Here is a 17,360-nt window from a genome sequence, read left to right as displayed (position 1 = left end):
AAGGCGCTGCGCAGCGGAATGGAGCGCGAAACGGGTTCGCCGTCGCGAGCCTGCACGGCCATCTGGAACAAACGGTTGCTTTCCGGATTGGCAAGGGCGATACCGCCGAACGCCGTCGCCACGAAGAACGTCTTTTCCTGATCGAACAGGGTGTTCGTTGCCCTGACGCGACCATTGCCGGCGAGGACGGCCGCCGGAAGTCCGATCGTGGCCAAGGCATTCACCGTGCCGCGGGCGCGCTCCAGGCCAAGGCGCGTGGCGGCAAGGCTGGCGCGCGCCATGTCGGGCCGCAAGCGGTCGAGCAATCCAAGATGCTCCGGTGCATAGGCGCCATCTTCCAGACCGCGCTGGAATACGAACATAACGAGCTCGCCGCTAGGCATCGGGATCGCCGCGCAGGTATTTGCCCCGAGCCCCAGTGTGCGCAACCGGATACGCACTGGATCGTCCCGAATTTCCTGTGGGGTCATGAAGCTGTCGACATCGATGAAGCTTGCCGGCCGCAGTTCGCTCATGCGCGTGGCGGCGGTGGAAAGCCGCAACGTCTCGTCTGCCGTGACTTCCTTCATCAGGCCCTGCAGGGACGGAACCGCCTTGCCACGGACAGGCAATCCATCGGCGAAAACAAAGAGTGCCCCACCCTTCGACGCCGCAGCACCGGTGACCCCCTCGAGAACGGCGGGCCATTTTTCTGAAATGAACGCTGCTTCATAAAGCGAGTCGACAATTTCCGTGAGCATGTGCCATATCTTCAGGCAGCGTATGTCTTGTGCTACATTGCACTTACACTAACATGAATCCAGCCAAATTTGAAGTCTCCGGCAGCGAAACTTGCAGATTTGGAACACATCTGGCTCCATCCGGATCATAAGCTGCTGCCTTGAAGTAGTTTCGCATTCGGCTTGGGAGAATCCGCCTGATGATCGAACCGACGGCATCCTATAGGGCGAGGCCAGCCGAAACCACGTTGTTGCCGCCTAATCCCCCTACTCCCACTCGATTGTTCCAGGCGGCTTCGACGTCACGTCGTAGACGACGCGGTTGATGCCGCGGACTTCGTTGATGATGCGGGTGGCAGCAGCCCCCAGGAAGGCCATGTCGTAGTGGTAGAAATCCGCCGTCATGCCGTCGACCGAGGTGACGGCGCGCAGCGCGCAGACGAACTCGTAGGTGCGGCCGTCGCCCATCACGCCGACCGTCTGCACCGGCAGCAGCACGGCGAATGCCTGCCAGATGGCATCGTAGAGGCCGGCTTTGCGGATCTCGTCAAGATAGATGGCGTCGGCTTCGCGCAGGATCTCCAGCTTTTCGCGGGTGATGCCGCCGGGGCAGCGGATGGCGAGGCCCGGGCCGGGGAATGGATGGCGTCCGATGAAACTCTCGGGCAGGCCAAGCTCCTTGCCCAGCGCCCTGACCTCGTCCTTGAACAGCTCGCGCAGCGGCTCGACCAGCTGCATGTTCATGCGCGCCGGCAGGCCGCCGACATTGTGGTGCGACTTGATCGTCACCGACGGGCCGCCGGTGAAGGAGACACTTTCGATCACGTCGGGATAGAGCGTGCCTTGCGCCAGGAATTCGGCGCCGCCGAGTTTCTTGGCCTCTTCCTCGAACACCTCGATGAACAGCCGGCCTATGGTCTTGCGTTTTTTCTCCGGATCCGACTCGCCCTCGAGGGCGTCGATGAAACGGTCCGACGCGTTGACCAGAATGAGCGGCAAATTGTAGTGCTCACGGAACATCGCCACCACGCCCGCGGCCTCGTCCTTGCGCATCAGGCCGTGGTCGACAAGGATGCAGGTCAGTTGGTCGCCGACCGCTTCGTGGATCAACAGCGCGGCAACGGAGGAATCGACGCCGCCCGACAGCGCGCAGATGACCTTGCCCTTGCCGACCTGCTTGCGGATCGCCTCGACCGCGTGCTCGCGGTAGGCGCGCATGGTCCAGTCGCCCTCGATGCCGGCGATGTTGTGGACGAAGTTCCTGAGCAGCCGGGCACCGTCGGGCGTATGCACCACCTCGGGGTGGAACATGATGCCGTACATCTTGCGCTCGATGTTGCCGAAGATGGCGAAGGGCGAGCCCTCCGATTTGCCGAACACCTCGAAGCCGTTGGGCAAGGAGATGACGCGGTCGCCATGGCTCATCCACACCTGGTGGCGCTGGCCGGGCGCCCACAGGCCCTCAAACAGCGGGCTGTCCTTCTGGATCTCGACGAAGGCGCGGCCGAATTCGCGATGGTCGGAGCTTTCGGCGACGCCGCCCATCTGCACGCACATGGCCATCTGGCCGTAACAGATGCCGAGCACCGGCACGCCGGCGTCGAAGACGATCTGCGGCGCGCGCGGACTGCCTATATCGCCGGTCGAAGCCGGGCCGCCGGACAGGATCACGGCTTTCGGATTGATGCGCTTGAATGCCGCTTCGGCCGACTGGAACGGCACGATCTCGGAAAACACGCCGGCCTCGCGGATGCGGCGGGCGATGAGCTGGGTGAACTGGCTGCCGAAATCGACAATCAGGACGGTATCGGGATGATTGGCTGTTTTCATGGCGAGCGTTTAGAGAAAGAAATGAGTCGACGCAATGGGTTGCGAGTTTCAGAGCGGTCTGGCGTCTTCATGCGGCGAATCTTTCAGAAGCGTGCCCAAACCGATGGCCTGTTCGAGCCGCATGACGGCCTCCGCCAGCTTCTCATCGATGACTTCAAGATATTCGGTCCAGTCGCCGACATGCCTGAGATCCGCCGCCCCGTCGGAAATGCCGCGCAGCCCGATCAGCGGAATGTCGAACAACTGGCAGGCGCGCAGGCAGGCGAAGGTCTCCATGTCGACCATGTCGGCGTTAACAGCATCATAGGCCGCACCGGTGATGATCGCGCCGCCGGTCGATAGCGTCGCCTGCTTGATATCAGGTATCTTGAAGGGCAATGGCACGATCACCGGCAGTTCGAGGAAGGGTGTGGCACCCTTCTCGAAGCCGAGCGGCGAAGCGTCGATGTCACGGTAGCTGACCGAAACCGCCTGGTAGATTCCCGTCTGCTCCAGCGTCCGGCTGCCGGCTGAGCCGAGCGACACGACGAGGTCGGGCAGGGTTTTTTGCGACTTCAGCCAGGAGAGTTCAGCGCCTAGCCTGACGCCGGCCTCGACCGGACCGACACCTGTCATCAATGGCGTGAACAGCTGCTTGAGATGCGGACCGTATTCGGCCTGCGCCGCCATGACGAAGAGGACGTCCTTGCCCGACAGGCGGCGAATTTTATCGGTCATGATGATTTGCTCCTCTCCGCCCGATCACCTGCTTATCTGCGCCGCCGCTCGCCGGGACCCGCTGCCTCCGGCAGCTCCCGGCGTCCGTGGCCTTTCATCGTGCCACCGGCACGATGAATTCGCCTGCGGCGAACCGGCCACTCACCCTTCTATGCCATCACGCCCGACCACCGTCATCATCGTTCCGGTCATGGTGGCGATCAGCTTGGCCTCGCCGTCGGCGGCAAAGGCGTAGGCCTGGCCGTCGGCAACGATGATGGTGCGGCCTGGCTTGGTCACCGAGCCGCGGAACAGGAAGCGCTCGCCCCTGCCCGGCGCCAGCAGGTTGACCTTGAACTCGATGGTCAGCACGCCGGAATTTTCCGGCATCAGCGAAAAGGCGGCATAGCCGCAGGCCGAGTCCAGCGCCGTCGAAATGACGCCGGCATGGAGGAAGCCGTGCTGTTGGGTGAGTGCCGCCGAATAAGGCATCTCGATCTCGATGATGCCGGGCGTCACCAGCGTCAGTTCGGCGCCGATCGTGGCCATCGCCTTCTGGCGCGCGAAGGAGGTCCTGACGCGATCCTCATAGTCGGGGGCGGGTACGATCTTTGCTGCCATGGCCGCTGCCTTCCTTTATGCGGATAAGCTTATTGCAGAGGCATGGACGGCAGGCAAATGCTTTTGCTGCACTGCACAATCGGCCTGGCCTGCCGGCTGGCGCCACGCATCCGCGAGGAATTGGCGACATCCGATCGGATTCAGGCCGACCTGCGCAATGCACAGAAGTAAAACCCGTCGGTGCCGCTCAGCGCCGGCGACAGCGAGATGTCGCCTTTGGCGCCGATGCGCGCGGCTGCCGGATGGCCGGGAAAACGGCTGTCCCAGAGCTGGCGGTGGTCGACGGGAACAAAGCCGCTGTTACGGTCCCGAAAGGCCGCGATCTGCTCGCCATTCTCCTCATCAAACACCGAGCAGGTGATGTAGACCAGCAGGCCGCCCGGTTTGACATAGGCTTTGGCCGCATCGAGGATCGCCGACTGTTCGCCCTTGCGGGTATCGAGCTGCCTCTGCGTCAGCCGCCATTTGGCGTCGGGGCGGCGCCGCCACGTGCCGCTGCCGGTGCAGGGCGCGTCGACCAGCACGATGTCCATGTGGTTGCCGAGCGGCGCGAGTTCCGTGGGCTTGGTGACCACCTGCACATTGCGGTTTTCCGAACGACGGATGCGGTCGAAGATCGGCGCCAGCCGTGCTTTCTCCGCATCATGGGCAAAGATCTGGCCACGATTTTCCATCGAAGCCGACAGTGCCAGCGTCTTGCCACCGGCGCCGGCGCAGAAATCCAGCACCTGCATGCCGGCTTCGGCCCCGGCAAGGGCGGCCGCGATCTGCGAGCCTTCGTCCTGGACCTCGAACCAGCCCTTCTGGAAGGCCGGTTCGGCCTGCACATTCGGGTGCCGGCCATCGCCGTCGATCGGTGGAATGCGGATGCCGTGCGGGGCGATTGCCGCGGGTTTGGCGCCGGTTCCCGTCAGTTCGGCCAGCACCTTGTCGCGGTTGGCCTGCAAGGTGTTGACCCTGAGGTCGAGCGGCGGGCGCGTCGCCAGTGCAGCGCCCTCGTCGGCCCAACTCGGGCCGAAGGCTCGCTCGAAAAGCGGCGCGCACCAGTCGGGAACGTCCGCCCGCACCGCGTCCGGCGCATCGGCGAGCCGACCGTCGGCGATGGCCTGAAGCTCGGCGGCGGTCAGCAGCGGCGGTGCGAACTTGTCACCATCCAGCGCCTCGTTGAGCGACTGGGCCGTCTGCCCCCATTCGAGCAGCAGGGCGCCGAAGCCAATGGCGCGCGGCGTGTCCTGCCCCAGCAGCCAGCCCGCGGAACGCTTGTGGCGCAAGGCGTCATAGACGATGTTGCCGATGGCCGCACGGTCGCCGCCGCCGGCGAAGCGATGCGACAGGCCCCAATCCTTCAGCGCGTCCGCCACCGGCCGGTGGCGCCGGCCGATGTCTTCCAGCACTTCGATGGCCGCAGCCAGCCTTCCGCCCAGTCGCATTGTCTTGTTCCGTCACGCAGAAAATTATTCCGGCCCTGCTCTAGAGCGCGCAACCGGCGCGCACAAGCAGGTCGGCCGGCACAACCGCTCTGCTTTCCAACTTTTCTGGTTGCGAATACTCTTCCGATTGTGATTCGCGGCGCGAAAAGGTGAACCGGCGGATCGACACGAGGAGAGGGCAATGAAGACTTATCTGGCGGAAGTTCTAGGCACATTTCTATTGGTGTTCATCGGTACGGCTTCTGTGGTGACGGGCGGCTTCGGCGGCGCGCTGCCGCTTGGCCAGGAAGGCATCGGTCTGGCGTTCGGCATCGGCCTCATCGCCGCGGCCTATGCGATCGGCCCCATTTCGGGCGCGCATCTCAACCCGGCGGTGACGCTCGGCGTCTTCCTTGCCGGCCGGCTGCCGGCCAAGGACGTCATCCCCTACTGGATCGCGCAGGTCATCGGCGGCGTCCTTGCTTCACTGGCGTTGTGGATCATCGTCTCCGGCCAGGTTGGCGGACACACCACCGGCTTCGGCGCCAATGGCTGGGATATGACGAAATGGGGTGTCAGTTCGGCCTTCCTGTGGGAAGTGATCGGCACCTTCACCTTCGTCACCGTGATCCTTGGCGTCACGGCCGAAAAGCACTCGACGGCGTTCGCCGGACTGGTCATCGGCCTGACGCTGGCAGGGCTGCACTTCGCCATCATCCCGGTGACCGGCACGTCGCTCAACCCGGCCCGCTCGATCGGTCCGGCGCTGTTTTCGGGAACTGCGGCGATCGGCCAGCTCTGGCTGTTCATCGTGGCACCGCTGATCGGCGGCGCCATTGCCGGTGTCGTCGCCAAGGCGCGCATCTTCGAGAAGGACTGAGCTCTTTGGAAGGCTGAATATGCGAAGGCGCGGGCCATGGCCCGCGCCTGAGCGACTGGCACGAGCCGTCAAGTCTTGTCCCCAATGACGACTTAATAGCTCGGCCTTAGATGCCAGCTTTGCGCCCAATCTCGGTCGTTGCGGCTGATACCGTGAGCGCCCGAAAGCTGCCAATCATCGAGGCTATTGTCTATGGCTACTTCCCGCTATGATTGCGGGCGGCGGGACTTTACTGATCGATTCCCAAATGCGGAGTTCTTGGAGATGAAAAGTAGGTGTTTTCCGGCTCCTCAGTGATATTTGTCGCTTGGACCAGTGATATTTAGGTTACTTATGGCTAAACGAATTCCAACATTAACAAATTCGCTGGGTAGCTGGTTCACTAGTTTCGGGGCCCTCTTGGAAGGTATTGGTCGACCCGCCGTCACAAAAGCAAAATTTGTAAATCTCGCACCGACCGACCAAGCTGACAAGGCCGGTGTATATTCCGAAGCTTTGCTCTTCGCGACGACAGACCCGAAGGTGAACAATATAGCGCTGACGGGGCCTTATGGTTCAGGAAAAAGCAGCATCATCCAATCGTTCCTGAAAAGATACCGAAGACCTTCACTTCACATATCTCTCGCGGCGTTCGTGAAAGAGGCCAGCCACCAGGCGACAAAGAAGCTAGCACCCCAAGTCTCAAAGTGAGCCGGCAGGAGATTGAAAGAAGCATACTGCAGCAAATGCTGTATGGTGCAGATGCCAACAAACTTCCACTGTCGCGCTTTAAGCGAATTCAATCCCCTGGCGTCCTGTCGATCTTCAGATCGCTGTACATTATGTTCGGCTTACTTTCGATTTGGTACGTATTCACAAAGCGGGAAGCGATAGTCAGCGGCACCTTTTTCGATCCACTCGAATTCAGCAATTGGCCTAATTTCACAATATTCGGGTTCTCGTTGCTTTTTTTGTGGGTTGCGCTGCACAAATTTTATGTCGCCAGCTTTGGGCTGTCACTCAAAAGCATCTCTCTAAAAGACATAGAAATAAGGCCCGCATCAGACAATCTCGATTCAATACTTAACCGTCATTTGGATGAAATTATCTACTTCTTTCAGGCAACGGAATATGATCTCGTAATCATTGAGGATCTGGACCGATTCGAAGATGCAGAAATATTCGTGACGTTGCGTGAAATCAACGGCTTGGTGAATGCGAACGCGGGAGTCAGGCGAACTATTAGATTTCTTTACGCTCTGCGCGACGACGTATTTGTTAATACAGACCGGACCAAATTCTTCGAATTCGTCATTCCTGTTATTCCCATCATAAACGCTTCGAACTCGATTGATATGGTCCTGGAGCAGGGAAAGAGGCTTGAACTCGACGGTCGTCTTGATCGACAGTTCCTTCGAGAGGTCTCACGGTATCTAGACGACTTGAGACTTATTCAGAATATATTCAATGAATACGCCATCTACGTCGCCAATTTGGAGACCGACGACGAAAATACTCTCAACGCCAACAAGCTTCTTGCGGTCCTGATTTATAAGAACGTCTACCCCAGGGATTTCGAACAACTGCACCGAGGCGAAGGCAATCTCGCTGACATTCTGGGCCGCCACGATGAACTCGTTGCGCACGAGGAGGTGGCCTGTAAGGCAGAGATAGCGGAAATCGAACGAAAGATTGACATTGCCGTAAGGCAGACACCCTCTGACCTGAAAGAATTGCGCCAAATCTACGCAATGACGCTCGTTCAGATGCTTCCTGCGAACGTCAATAGCATCAGCCTTGACGGGCAGTCTTGGATCGCACTTCACTCGCTCGTTGGGCACGACGCGTTTGAACAGTTAATCGCACTTCCTCAGATTACCTTCCGCGATGTCTATAATAGGGGACAGCGGATTGATATCTCGGCCTTGCAGAACGAAGTGGATAGCGAGAAAACCTACTTTCAGCGGAAGGCGGAAATTGAAGCAAATCTGAGGCCAACAAGAGCGAGAGCTTGCAACGGATTCGCGAGCTTAGAGCGAAGATCGCGACGCTTCGAACAGCCAAGTTCAATGAACTCGTGCGTTCAAGCGCCGACCCTGTGACTGACCTTTTCGACGGCTTCGGCGAGAAGGGCGAGTTGGCTCGCTTCTTGATTCTAGAAGGCCATCTCGACGATACGTACTATCAATATACGTCACTGTTCCATTCTGGCCGGCTGTCGCCTAATGACAACAAGTTTCTGATCCAGATACGGGCGTTCTTTACCCCCGACCCCGACTTTCAGATTGACAACCCAAATGAGGTCATCGCAGCTATGCGCGAAGCGGACTTCGGGCAAAGCTATGTTCTTAACGTCAAATTGGTTGACTGCCTTCTAAACGAGGCGAGCCGGTACAGCGATCAGACTTGTAAGTTTTTCGAGTTCATCGCGTCCCAGTTCGAAGGCTGCGAAGATTTCTTAGAGGCCTACTACGCCACGGGACGCGCCGTCCCCAAGTTGCTTTCCCGCCTGGCTGACGAATGGAGGCAGTTCGTTCCGACGGCAATCGCCAGCAAGCGCAGTCTTTCCCATATCACACAGTTGGTAACCAATCTGCCGGAAAGGGCGCTAGAAACACTAGCACGCGATGGCGACGAGTTCCCTGATTTCGTCGCGGCGAAGCTCCCTGAAATTCTGGCACTTGCACCTGACTTGGCACCCGAACGCCTCGAGCGCATTGGCTTCGAGGTTCGAGACCTTCCGGCAATAGGAAAGTTCACCGGCATCGTGCGCTTCATGGTAAGACGTGGCCTTTTTAAACTCTCGATTGCCAATGTGGAACACATCTATCGCGAGGTCATGGGCGAGACCAATCTCATGGCGTTTCGCGAGCGCAATTACACTACGCTGCGTTCGCTCACAGATCCTGCCTTGATCACCAGGGTCGAACGCGATCTTGATATCTATCTTAGCGACGTGCTCCTTGAGCTTCACGACAATTCTGAAGAAGATGCGGCAGCCATAACCGATCTCCTAGGTCGTGAGGAACTTGACGAAGACAATCTTCGTGAATTTCTCGGTCGACAGACGGCTCTCCTGCCAGCGCTGGAGGGTGTTCCGGAGAAATTGCACGCCTCGGTATTTGAGCTGCGACGTATCGCGCCGACATGGGACAATTGTATCTCGTTCATGGGAGGCAGTGGCTTCGCAGCGGAAACTCTGGTGGCCTATCTTGATCGGAAAGATGTGCGCGCGGTAATTCTGAAGCACAGTCTGCGTAACGGTCCCGAGACACTGCCGCTACGCCAATTCCTTGTTATCGCGAATGCACTGAGCGATGACAGTTACCGGGAATATGTCCGAGCGTTGCCCAATACGTTTAAGAATTTTCCCAAAAGCCTCGATTCTTCGAAGCTTACTATTCTCATAGAGGAGCGCAAGATCACCTTTTCAAAGGAGACCCTTGAAAGCCTAGATGTCAATACAGACTTGCCGGTCCTTTTCATGGCAGAAAACATCGAAGCTTATCTCACCGATCCCGAAATGTTCGGTCTCGACGACGTCTTCCGAGAAGGGCTTCTTCAAGCCGACATAACAGATGACGATAAGCGCGCGATAATCGACCTGATGGATTTGAATACGCTAACGGAACTGCCCAAACGAGCGGCGCTCATAGGCCCGATTCTTGACCGCACCAACGTTCGTATATCCGGCATTGATGCGGCTAAAGCGCGGTCACTGATCCTGAATTCAAGGCCCGTTGAGACGCAGATTTCCCTGTTCAACAAGTTTCACTCGACTATCGCGGTCGACGAAGCGCGCGAGGTGCTTGCGGCGCTTCCAGATCCGTTCTCTGAGATCACGACAGGATATCACACTCCAAGATTGCCAAGATCAGATGAAAATCGTGCATTGGTCCAATGGCTTGAGACTCGCGGAATCATCTCTTCGTGGAGCGAGGGAGGTGGTTGGTTCCTGGGTGATGAGATACGCGTAAATCTCAAGAGGCGATGAAAAACTGGTAGTGATACAGTCTTCTAATAGACGGCAGGTTTCAATGAGATGCCATTAGATTGGTGGTTTGGAATTCCTACCGGCGGCTAACCAGGTTGTTGGTTCTCCCAAAAATCAGTTCACCAGACGCCAATTCGCTAAACCTGACAGTCTGCTTGCGGCCCCATTTGAGGCGCGCCGCGCGTCAGCAGTTGGCACAAGGCAGCCAGCCCGCAAGCCGTTCCTTCCGCCACCGGCCCCAGTTCCTCCACCATCGCCTCGTCAAACTTCTCCGGCGGTCACCGTCACCGGCAATTCGGCGCGGAAGCGGAAACGTCATCTCAAGCAAAGGTCGGTCGTCTGCAGCTCGCTGTCGGCTTCCAGACTGATGAACCCAAGCAGTCCGTTGACGGGCGGTCTCATCGCCTCACCCAAGCGCCTGCCCGAGCCAAATCTTTCATGGCACAAATATAAGAAATATATATGTAAGAAATACCACGATATGGACAGCGCCCGTCAAGAATGTTGTTCTTTCAGTACTAAAGCTCACATTGCATATGAAGAGCGCTAAAATCAAAAGCACTGTGTCAGTCGCTGGAAGCCCCAGGGTTAACCCTCTGCCCGTCAGCAGGCTGGCGGCTGCGACCGCCGGTATTGTCAAACCGATTGTGGCGCAAGCGGAACCCATCGCGACATTCAAACCGCGTTGCAGCTCATTGTTGAGTGAAGCGCGAACCGCCGAAATGGCCTCCGGCATCAACACCAGCCCGGCGATCATTGCCCCCACAATGCTGTCAGCCTGGGTCACTTGGTAGGCAACGAGCGTATCTTCGACGCTTGCCGCGACCTGCTCGGCGAGCATGACAATGCCGATCAGGCCGATCAAAAGCAGCAATGCGCCGGCAAAGACGCTTTCGTGAGGGGCAGTCCGCAGCGAAACGCCGTGGGCCTGCCCTTCGACAAAGTCTTCCCGGTGGCGGACGGTCTGCGCGAACACAAAACTTGCATAAAGCAGCACCGAAAGCACGCTCACAAAGCCAAGTTGAGCTGCCGAAAATGTGCCCGGCCCCGTAGCTTGTGTGTAGGTTGGCAGAATAAGCGTCATGATGGTCAGCGCGATCAGAACCGCCAAATATGCGCTGGTCCCTTGTCGAACAATTGCCTGCTTGCGATGGCGCCAGCCGCCAAGCGCAAGACACGTGCCGACGACGCCGGTGGATGCAATCATCACCGTTGAAAAGACGGACTCACGTGCAAGCGTAGGGTTGTTCTCTCCATGCAGCATCATGGAAACGATGATCGACACCTCGATTGCCGTCACGGCAAAAGTCAGCACCAATGTGCCGTAGGGCTCTCCTACACGCCGAGCCACAGCCTCGGCGTGGTCGAGCACCACGAAAATGGTGGTGAACATGATCGCACTCGAAAGCGCTCCGACGAGTATCCTGACGCCCAGCGAACCTTCGTCCGCCGACAGCCCGCCTGCCCTGACGGCGACAGCCATGACCAAGGCGGCCAGCGGCATCGCATATGAAGTCACCGAACGTCCGAAACCGCTCATGCAAGCCCCTGCGCGCTGCTGCGAACCGTGGCTGCATTCGCGCACCGACAGATCGAAGCGTTCACCCGTTCACGCCGTCTTCTGCGCCACCAAGCCCAGCTCCTCCACCATCGCCTCGCGCATCAGGAACTTCTGCGGCTTGCCGGTCACCGTCATCGGCAATTCGGTGCGGAAGCGGATGTGGCGGGGGATCTTGTAATGGGCGATCTGGCCGGCGCAGAAGTTTCTGACCTCCTGCTCGGTGGCGATCTGGCCGGGCTTGAGCACGATCCAGGCGCACAGCTCCTCGCCATATTTGGCGTCGGGAATGCCGAACACCTGCACCTCCTTGACCTTTGGATGGCGGTAGAGGAATTCCTCGACCTCCCTGGGATAGACGTTCTCGCCGCCGCGGATGACCATGTCCTTGACCCGGCCGACGATGTTGCAATAGCCCTCGGCGTCGATGGTGGCGAGGTCGCCGGTGTGCATCCAGCCGTCGGCGTCGATCGCCTCGCGGGTCTTGTCGTCGTCGTCCCAGTAACCCTTCATCACCGAATAGCCGCGCGTGCAAAGCTCGCCCGGTACGCCGACCGCAACTGTAGCGCCATCGGCATCGACCGCCTTGACCTCGACATGGGGGTGGATCCGCCCGACGGTCGAGACGCGCTTTTCCAAGGGGTCGTCGACGCCGCTCTGGAACGACACCGGGCTGGTCTCGGTCATGCCGTAGGCGATGGTCACCTGTTCCATATGCATCAGCGACACCACCTTTTTCATCACCTCGATCGGGCATGGCGAACCGGCCATGATGCCGGTGCGCAGGCTGGAGAGATCGAAGGCGGAAAAATCCGGATGATCCAGCAGAGCAACGAACATGGTCGGTACGCCATAGAGCCCGGTGCAGCGTTCCTGAGCCATCGCCTTCAGCGTGGCGCCGGCGTCGAACCCTTCTCCCGGGAAAACCATGGTGGCGCCTTTCGAGACGCAACCCATCGTGCCCATCGACATGCCGAAGCAGTGGTAGAGCGGCACTGGTATGCAGAGCCGGTCGTCGGCGGTCAGCTTGATCGCCGAAGTGACGAAGTTGCCGTTGTTAACGATGTTGCCGTGGGTCAGCGTCGCGCCCTTGGGGGCTCCCGTGGTGCCTGAGGTGAACTGGATGTTGATGGCTTCGCCCGGCTTCAGCTTCTCAGAGATGCGGTCGAGGCTGTCATGCTCGTCACGCCCGGCCATGGCCAGCACATCACCGAAATTGAACATGCCGGGCGAGTTCTCGTCACCCATGCGGATGACGATCTTCAACGCCGGCAGTTTTTGTGCCTTGAGCTTGCCCGGCGTGGCCTTGGCGATCTCGGGTGCCAGCGTCTCGATCATGCCGAGATAATCTGACGTCTTGAACCTGGCAGCGGTGACCAGCGCCTTGCAGCCGACCTTGTTCAGCGCATAGTCGAGCTCGGTCAACCGGTAGGCCGGGTTGATGTTGACCAGGATCAGGCCGATGCGGGCGGTGGCGAACTGCGTCACCAGCCATTCCCAGCGGTTGGGCGACCAGATGCCGACGCGATCGCCTTTTGCCAGGCCCAGTGCCAGGAAGCCGGCGGCCAGCGCATCCACCGTGTCCGAAAGTTCACTCCAGGTGAAGCGCTTGTCCTGGTCGACGAAGACGGCGGCGTCGAGCGTGCCGTATTTGCTGACCGTGTCGGAAAACAGCGCGGGGATGGTCTTGTCGAGCAGCGGCACGCTGCGTTCGCCAGAGACATGCGCCCTACCATCGACGGGTGCGACGAAGACACCGCCCGCTCGCGCTCCGCGTCCGCGCAGATTGCTGGCATTCTTCAGCTCGTCGAGATTGACCGGCATCGCTCTCTCCTCCCGGGATTGGCCGAGCCTATCAGCCTGAGGGGGTGGTGAAAATCCCGCCGATAGTCGTGGCAGGGCAACGATCCGGCCCACGACGCTTCGGGGCCTCCGTTGGTTGATGAACATCAAACGCAAAAACCCGCCTGGGCGGCGGTCACTGGCGCAAATCAGCACCATGGGCAAAAATGTAGCGTAGCTGCCCTCACCAGTCAAGGAAATAATTCCTATACAGGAAAACCCCGGCGCAAGGCTACCGACACCGCGGGACGGCCGCCGTCAGGGTTTTCAAGCAGGGTTCGAAGCCCTGAGGGGCAGCGGGCGAAGGCCCGCCGCTATCCGACCGCAGCCGCCATCTTCGCCGCGATGTCGCGCAGGACCGCTTCATCGGCCGCCGCGCGTGTCTTCTTCGACGCCACCAGGCAGGCCTGCGAGCGCAGGACGAGGCCATCGCCCAGCACCTTGAGATGATTGGCGCGCAGCGTCGAGCCGGTGGTTGTGATGTCGACGATGACATCGGCCAGACCCGCCGCCGGCGCACCTTCGGTGGCCCCCAGGCTCTCGACGATGCGGTAGACCTGGATGCCGTGCTTCTGCGAGAAGAATTGCTGGGTCAGCCGCCAGTATTTGGTGGCGATGCGCAGCCGCCGGCCATGGCGCTGGCGAAAATCGGCAGCGACGTCGTCGAGGTCGGCCATGGTGTCGACGTCGAGCCAGATGTCCGGCACGGCCACCACGACATCGGCATGGCCAAAACCGAGACGGGCGACGATTTCGGCGCGGCTCTCCCAGTCGGCAAGGTTTTCATGCACCAGGTCCTCGCCGGTGATGCCGAGATCGACGGCACCCTGGCCGATCTCGCCTGATATTTCGGAAGCCGACAGGAACACCACTTCGACATCGTCCAGGCCCTCGACGCGGGCGTGGTATTTGCGCTCGTCGCCGGGCAGGCTGACGGCTAACCCGGCTTTGGCCAGCACGTCCAGCGCCTGCTCTTTCAGGCGGCCTTTGGATGGGATCGCCAGCGTGATCATGGCGCCGTGTCCCGCAACGCCTCGATGCGGTCGAGCCAGACGGAAAAGCCGACGCCGGGGATCGGCGTCTTGGCGCCAAGCAAGGTCAGCAGCCGGTCATAGCGGCCGCCGCCGACCAGCGGCCGGTCGCCATTGTCCGCCGCGATTTCGAAAACCAGGCCGGTGTAGTAGTCGAGCGGGCGGCCGAACGCGGCGTCGTAGCGGATTTTATCGGCCGGCAAGCCATGCGCTTCGATCGCCTTGGCGCGGGCAGCGAACTTTTCCAGCGCGACATCGAGCGACAGCCCTGCGCCGGTGGCGAAGGTCTCCAGTGCCTGGGCCGCACCATCAAGCGGAACGTCGATCGCCAGAAAATCCTTCAGCGCGGAAAACGCCTCGCTCGACAGCCGAACGCTGCGCAATTCGGCTTTCTCGATCAGCCGCCGGGCAATGTCGGATGGCGAGCGTCCGGCGGACGCCGACAGGCCGGCCTCTTCCATGCCGCTGGCGATATGGGCGGAAAGACCGTCCAGATCACCGTCGAGGACCAGAGCGGCGACCGGACCTGAGAGCTGGCTGTTGCGCGGCGGGTTGGCGAGATCGGCGAGTGCCGCCTCAAGCATCGGCGCCGAGCCGAATGCGCGGGCAAGACGCATGCGCCAGCCGCGCGGCAGGCCAAGGGCGGCCAGCACCGCCTCGAAAATGGTCTGGTCGCCAAGCGTGATCGCCAATGCCTGGCCGGGCAGCACCAGCGATAGCAGCGCATGCGCGTCGGCCACCGAGCGGGCATCGGCTCCAGCGGTATCGCGGTCACCGAGATCCTCGATGCCGGCCTGGAAGAACTCGTTGCCGCCTTCGCGGCGCTGGCGAAACACCTCGCCCAGATAGGAATAACGGCGCGGCGTGCCGGCCTGCGAGCTGATGTGGTCGAGACAGACCGGGATGGTGAATTCCGGCCGCAGGCACAATGTCTGGCCGGTCTCGCTTTCGGTCAGGAAAATCCGGCGGCGCAGATCCTCGCCGGCCATGTCGAGGAAGGGGTCCGCCGGCTGCAATATGGCGACCTCGACGGCGTGCGTGTTGCGCGTGGCGAAGAGGTTGGTGATGTCGGTGGAGATGGCGGGGGTGCGGGAGGTCAACTTGCTGACCTCAGTGCTGCACGACCCTCTGGTCCCAAACCAGAGGCGCCAACGCGACCTCTACTTGCCACGTGCCCTCTCCTCGGCCTGCGCCGCCAAAATCTTCCTCACCTCGGCGACCAGCTCGCCCTCCGCCACGGTCACCTGCGCCGGGCGCGCCGCGCGCCATTCGGCGTTGTCTGATATTTCGGCCGACATGCGCGCGCCTTCGATCAAATCCTTGATCTGCAGCTCGCCCTTGGCGCGCTCGTCGCCGCCCTGGATGATGGCGACCGGACAGCCGCGGCGGTCGGCATATTTGAGCTGCGCCTTCATGCCGGCGCCGCCGAGATACATTTCGGACCGAATGCCGGCGGCGCGCAGCTCCGCCACCATCTTCTGGTAGCGGCCGAGGCTGTCGGTGTCCTTGTCCATCACCAGCACGACGACCGGCGCAATCACGTCCGAGGCATCGAGCTTGCCGAGGTTCTTCAGCGCGGTCATCAGCCTGGAGACGCCGATGGAAAAACCGGTCGCCGGCACCGGCTCGCCGCGAAAGCGCGAGACGAGGCCATCGTAGCGCCCGCCGCCACCGACCGAACCGAAGCGCACGATCTGGCCGTCTTCGTTGGGGATTTCGGCCAGAAGCTCGGCCTCGAAGACAGGGCCGGTGTAGTATTCGAGGCCGCGCACGACCGAGCGGTCCATGGCAATCCGGTCTTCGCCATATCCGGCCGCCCTGACCAGCGCTTCAATCGTGGCGAGTTCGCCGACGCCTTCCTGGTAGATCGCGTTCGAACTGACCATGGAATCCTGGCCGGCCTGTATAGTCCTCGCAGTCGCGAGAAGAACCGCCTCGGCTTGCCCATTGTTCAACCCGGCGCCCTTGGCGAAGTCGCCTTCGCCCTCCTTGCCGCCGTCCCAGCGGCCCGGGCCAAGCAAAAGCTTCACGCCTTCCGGCCCGAGCTTGTCGAGCTTGTCGATCGCACGCAACACCGTCAGCCGGCGGCCGGCATTCTCCTCGCCGCCAAGGCCGATCGCCTCCAGCACGCCATCCAGCACCTTGCGGTTGTTGACGCGGATGACGTAGTCGCCGCGCTTGATGCCCAGCGCTTCCATGACGTCGGCCATCATCATGGCCATTTCGGCGTCGGCGGCCACACCCGGCGTGCCGATCGTGTCGGCATCGAACTGCATGAACTGGCGGAAGCGGCCGGGGCCGGGCTTCTCGTTGCGGAACACCCAGCCTGAGCGATAGCTGCGGTAAGGTTTTGGCAGCCGCTCGTAATTCTCGGCGACATAACGCGCCGTCGGCGCGGTCAGGTCGTAGCGCAGCGACAGCCACTGGTCGTCGTCATCCTGGAAGGAGAACACGCCTTCGTTCGGCCGGTCCTGGTCGGGGAGGAATTTTCCCAGCGCATCGGTGTATTCGATCAGCGGCTGGTCGGCCGGTTCGAAACCGTAAAGCTCATAGACCGAGCGGATCGTCGCCATCATCTTCTCGACGGCGCGGATGTCCTCGGCGCTGCGGTCGGCAAAGCCGCGCGGCAGTCGCGCTTTCGTCTTTTCCGATTTATCGGCCATGGGGTGTTTGCTCGGCGTTTTATGATGCTTGCAGGTCGGCAATGTTGCGATTTTCGCAACGCGGGTGTCCTAACCGAAGAGGTCGGATGCGGCAAGGGTCAGACCTCTGGCGCTGCCGATGAGAGAAGGCGATGCCGC

General features: G+C 60.7%; 14 protein-coding genes. 4 read left to right on the top strand and 10 right to left on the bottom strand.

Features of this window, described 5'->3' with window-relative positions:
- The 5 genes from EN932_RS11505 to EN932_RS11480 all read right to left on the bottom strand — a co-directional run.
- The coding region (locus EN932_RS11505; protein WP_127385604.1) for a helix-turn-helix transcriptional regulator at window positions 1-740 on the bottom strand (740 nt) is incomplete at its 3' end.
- 246 nt (window positions 741-986) lie between these two features.
- Window positions 987-2,549 carry a glutamine-hydrolyzing GMP synthase gene (guaA, locus tag EN932_RS11500; protein ID WP_024502342.1) on the bottom strand — a complete coding sequence of 521 codons (1,563 nt, stop codon included), beginning with the start codon at window positions 2,547-2,549 and terminating at the stop codon, window positions 987-989.
- 48 nt (window positions 2,550-2,597) lie between these two features.
- Window positions 2,598-3,266 carry a 5'-methylthioadenosine/S-adenosylhomocysteine nucleosidase gene (locus EN932_RS11495; RefSeq protein WP_064994667.1) on the bottom strand — a complete coding sequence of 223 codons (669 nt, stop codon included), beginning with the start codon at window positions 3,264-3,266 and terminating at the stop codon, window positions 2,598-2,600.
- Between the two features lie 141 nt (window positions 3,267-3,407).
- The gene (locus EN932_RS11490; RefSeq protein ID WP_013530371.1) at window positions 3,408-3,866 is read right to left on the bottom strand and encodes a PaaI family thioesterase; all 459 of its coding nucleotides are present in this window, start codon (window positions 3,864-3,866) and stop codon (window positions 3,408-3,410) included.
- Between the two features lie 140 nt (window positions 3,867-4,006).
- Entirely contained in the window at window positions 4,007-5,296 is a 1,290-nt protein-coding gene (locus EN932_RS11480) for an RsmB/NOP family class I SAM-dependent RNA methyltransferase (RefSeq protein WP_063170136.1), read from the bottom strand.
- 181 nt (window positions 5,297-5,477) lie between these two features.
- Between EN932_RS11480 and EN932_RS11475 the strand changes: the two genes are divergently transcribed.
- The 4 genes from EN932_RS11475 (at window position 5,478) to EN932_RS38815 (ending at window position 10,128) form a co-directional block, all read left to right on the top strand.
- A complete protein-coding gene (locus EN932_RS11475) occupies window positions 5,478-6,155 on the top strand; it encodes an MIP family channel protein (protein WP_127369362.1) in 678 nt (225 codons plus the stop codon).
- A 333-nt stretch (window positions 6,156-6,488) separates the two neighbouring features.
- Complete coding sequence (locus EN932_RS39705; protein ID WP_348629873.1) at window positions 6,489-6,845, top strand: hypothetical protein; 357 nt, start codon at window positions 6,489-6,491, stop codon at window positions 6,843-6,845.
- Window positions 6,842-8,236 carry a hypothetical protein gene (locus tag EN932_RS38820; protein WP_245483272.1) on the top strand — a complete coding sequence of 465 codons (1,395 nt, stop codon included), beginning with the start codon at window positions 6,842-6,844 and terminating at the stop codon, window positions 8,234-8,236. Before EN932_RS39705 ends, EN932_RS38820 begins: the two co-directional genes overlap by 4 nt.
- Window positions 8,146-10,128 (top strand): hypothetical protein, encoded by a 1,983-nt coding sequence (locus tag EN932_RS38815; RefSeq protein ID WP_245483271.1) that lies wholly within the window; start codon window positions 8,146-8,148, stop codon window positions 10,126-10,128. Before EN932_RS38820 ends, EN932_RS38815 begins: the two co-directional genes overlap by 91 nt.
- 436 nt (window positions 10,129-10,564) lie before the next feature.
- Here the strand turns inward: EN932_RS38815 and EN932_RS11465 are convergent, their stop codons facing one another.
- The 5 genes from EN932_RS11465 to hisS form a co-directional block, all read right to left on the bottom strand.
- On the bottom strand, window positions 10,565-11,668 hold the full coding sequence (locus tag EN932_RS11465) for a calcium:proton antiporter (protein WP_127366006.1): 1,104 nt from the start codon (window positions 11,666-11,668) through the stop codon (window positions 10,565-10,567).
- 69 nt (window positions 11,669-11,737) lie between these two features.
- Entirely contained in the window at window positions 11,738-13,510 is a 1,773-nt protein-coding gene (locus EN932_RS11460) for an AMP-binding protein (RefSeq protein ID WP_127369796.1), read from the bottom strand.
- A 332-nt stretch (window positions 13,511-13,842) separates the two neighbouring features.
- The gene (gene hisG, locus EN932_RS11455; RefSeq protein WP_128368849.1) at window positions 13,843-14,541 is read right to left on the bottom strand and encodes an ATP phosphoribosyltransferase; all 699 of its coding nucleotides are present in this window, start codon (window positions 14,539-14,541) and stop codon (window positions 13,843-13,845) included.
- Window positions 14,538-15,659, bottom strand: a complete 1,122-nt coding sequence (locus EN932_RS11450) for an ATP phosphoribosyltransferase regulatory subunit (protein WP_127385347.1) — start codon at window positions 15,657-15,659, stop codon at window positions 14,538-14,540. Before EN932_RS11450 ends, hisG begins: the two co-directional genes overlap by 4 nt.
- Before the next feature lie 60 nt (window positions 15,660-15,719).
- Window positions 15,720-17,222, bottom strand: coding sequence for a histidine--tRNA ligase (gene hisS / locus EN932_RS11445; RefSeq protein WP_127370257.1), 1,503 nt, complete (start codon window positions 17,220-17,222; stop codon window positions 15,720-15,722).
- Between the last annotated feature and the right edge of the window lie 138 nt (window positions 17,223-17,360).

The sequence above is a fragment of the Mesorhizobium sp. M7A.F.Ca.US.002.01.1.1 genome (assembly GCF_004022955.1).
Taxonomy (GTDB): domain Bacteria; phylum Pseudomonadota; class Alphaproteobacteria; order Rhizobiales; family Rhizobiaceae; genus Mesorhizobium; species Mesorhizobium ciceri.
Note: the sequence above shows the minus strand (reverse complement) of the source record. Positions and strands in the feature narration are given on the sequence as shown.

Excerpts from the sequence above, each read along its gene's own strand:
- EN932_RS11465 (WP_127366006.1), bottom strand. The coding sequence starts at position 11,668 with ATGAGCGGTTTCGGACGTTCGGTGACTTCATATGCGATGCCGCTGGCC.
- hisG (WP_128368849.1), bottom strand. The coding sequence starts at position 14,541 with ATGATCACGCTGGCGATCCCATCCAAAGGCCGCCTGAAAGAGCAGGCG.
- EN932_RS11490 (WP_013530371.1), bottom strand. The coding sequence starts at position 3,866 with ATGGCAGCAAAGATCGTACCCGCCCCCGACTATGAGGATCGCGTCAGG.
- guaA (WP_024502342.1), bottom strand. The coding sequence starts at position 2,549 with ATGAAAACAGCCAATCATCCCGATACCGTCCTGATTGTCGATTTCGGC.
- EN932_RS11475 (WP_127369362.1), top strand. The coding sequence starts at position 5,478 with ATGAAGACTTATCTGGCGGAAGTTCTAGGCACATTTCTATTGGTGTTC.
- EN932_RS11460 (WP_127369796.1), bottom strand. The coding sequence starts at position 13,510 with ATGCCGGTCAATCTCGACGAGCTGAAGAATGCCAGCAATCTGCGCGGA.
- EN932_RS39705 (WP_348629873.1), top strand. The coding sequence starts at position 6,489 with ATGGCTAAACGAATTCCAACATTAACAAATTCGCTGGGTAGCTGGTTC.
- EN932_RS11495 (WP_064994667.1), bottom strand. The coding sequence starts at position 3,266 with ATGACCGATAAAATTCGCCGCCTGTCGGGCAAGGACGTCCTCTTCGTC.
- EN932_RS11480 (WP_063170136.1), bottom strand. The coding sequence starts at position 5,296 with ATGCGACTGGGCGGAAGGCTGGCTGCGGCCATCGAAGTGCTGGAAGAC.
- hisS (WP_127370257.1), bottom strand. The coding sequence starts at position 17,222 with ATGGCCGATAAATCGGAAAAGACGAAAGCGCGACTGCCGCGCGGCTTT.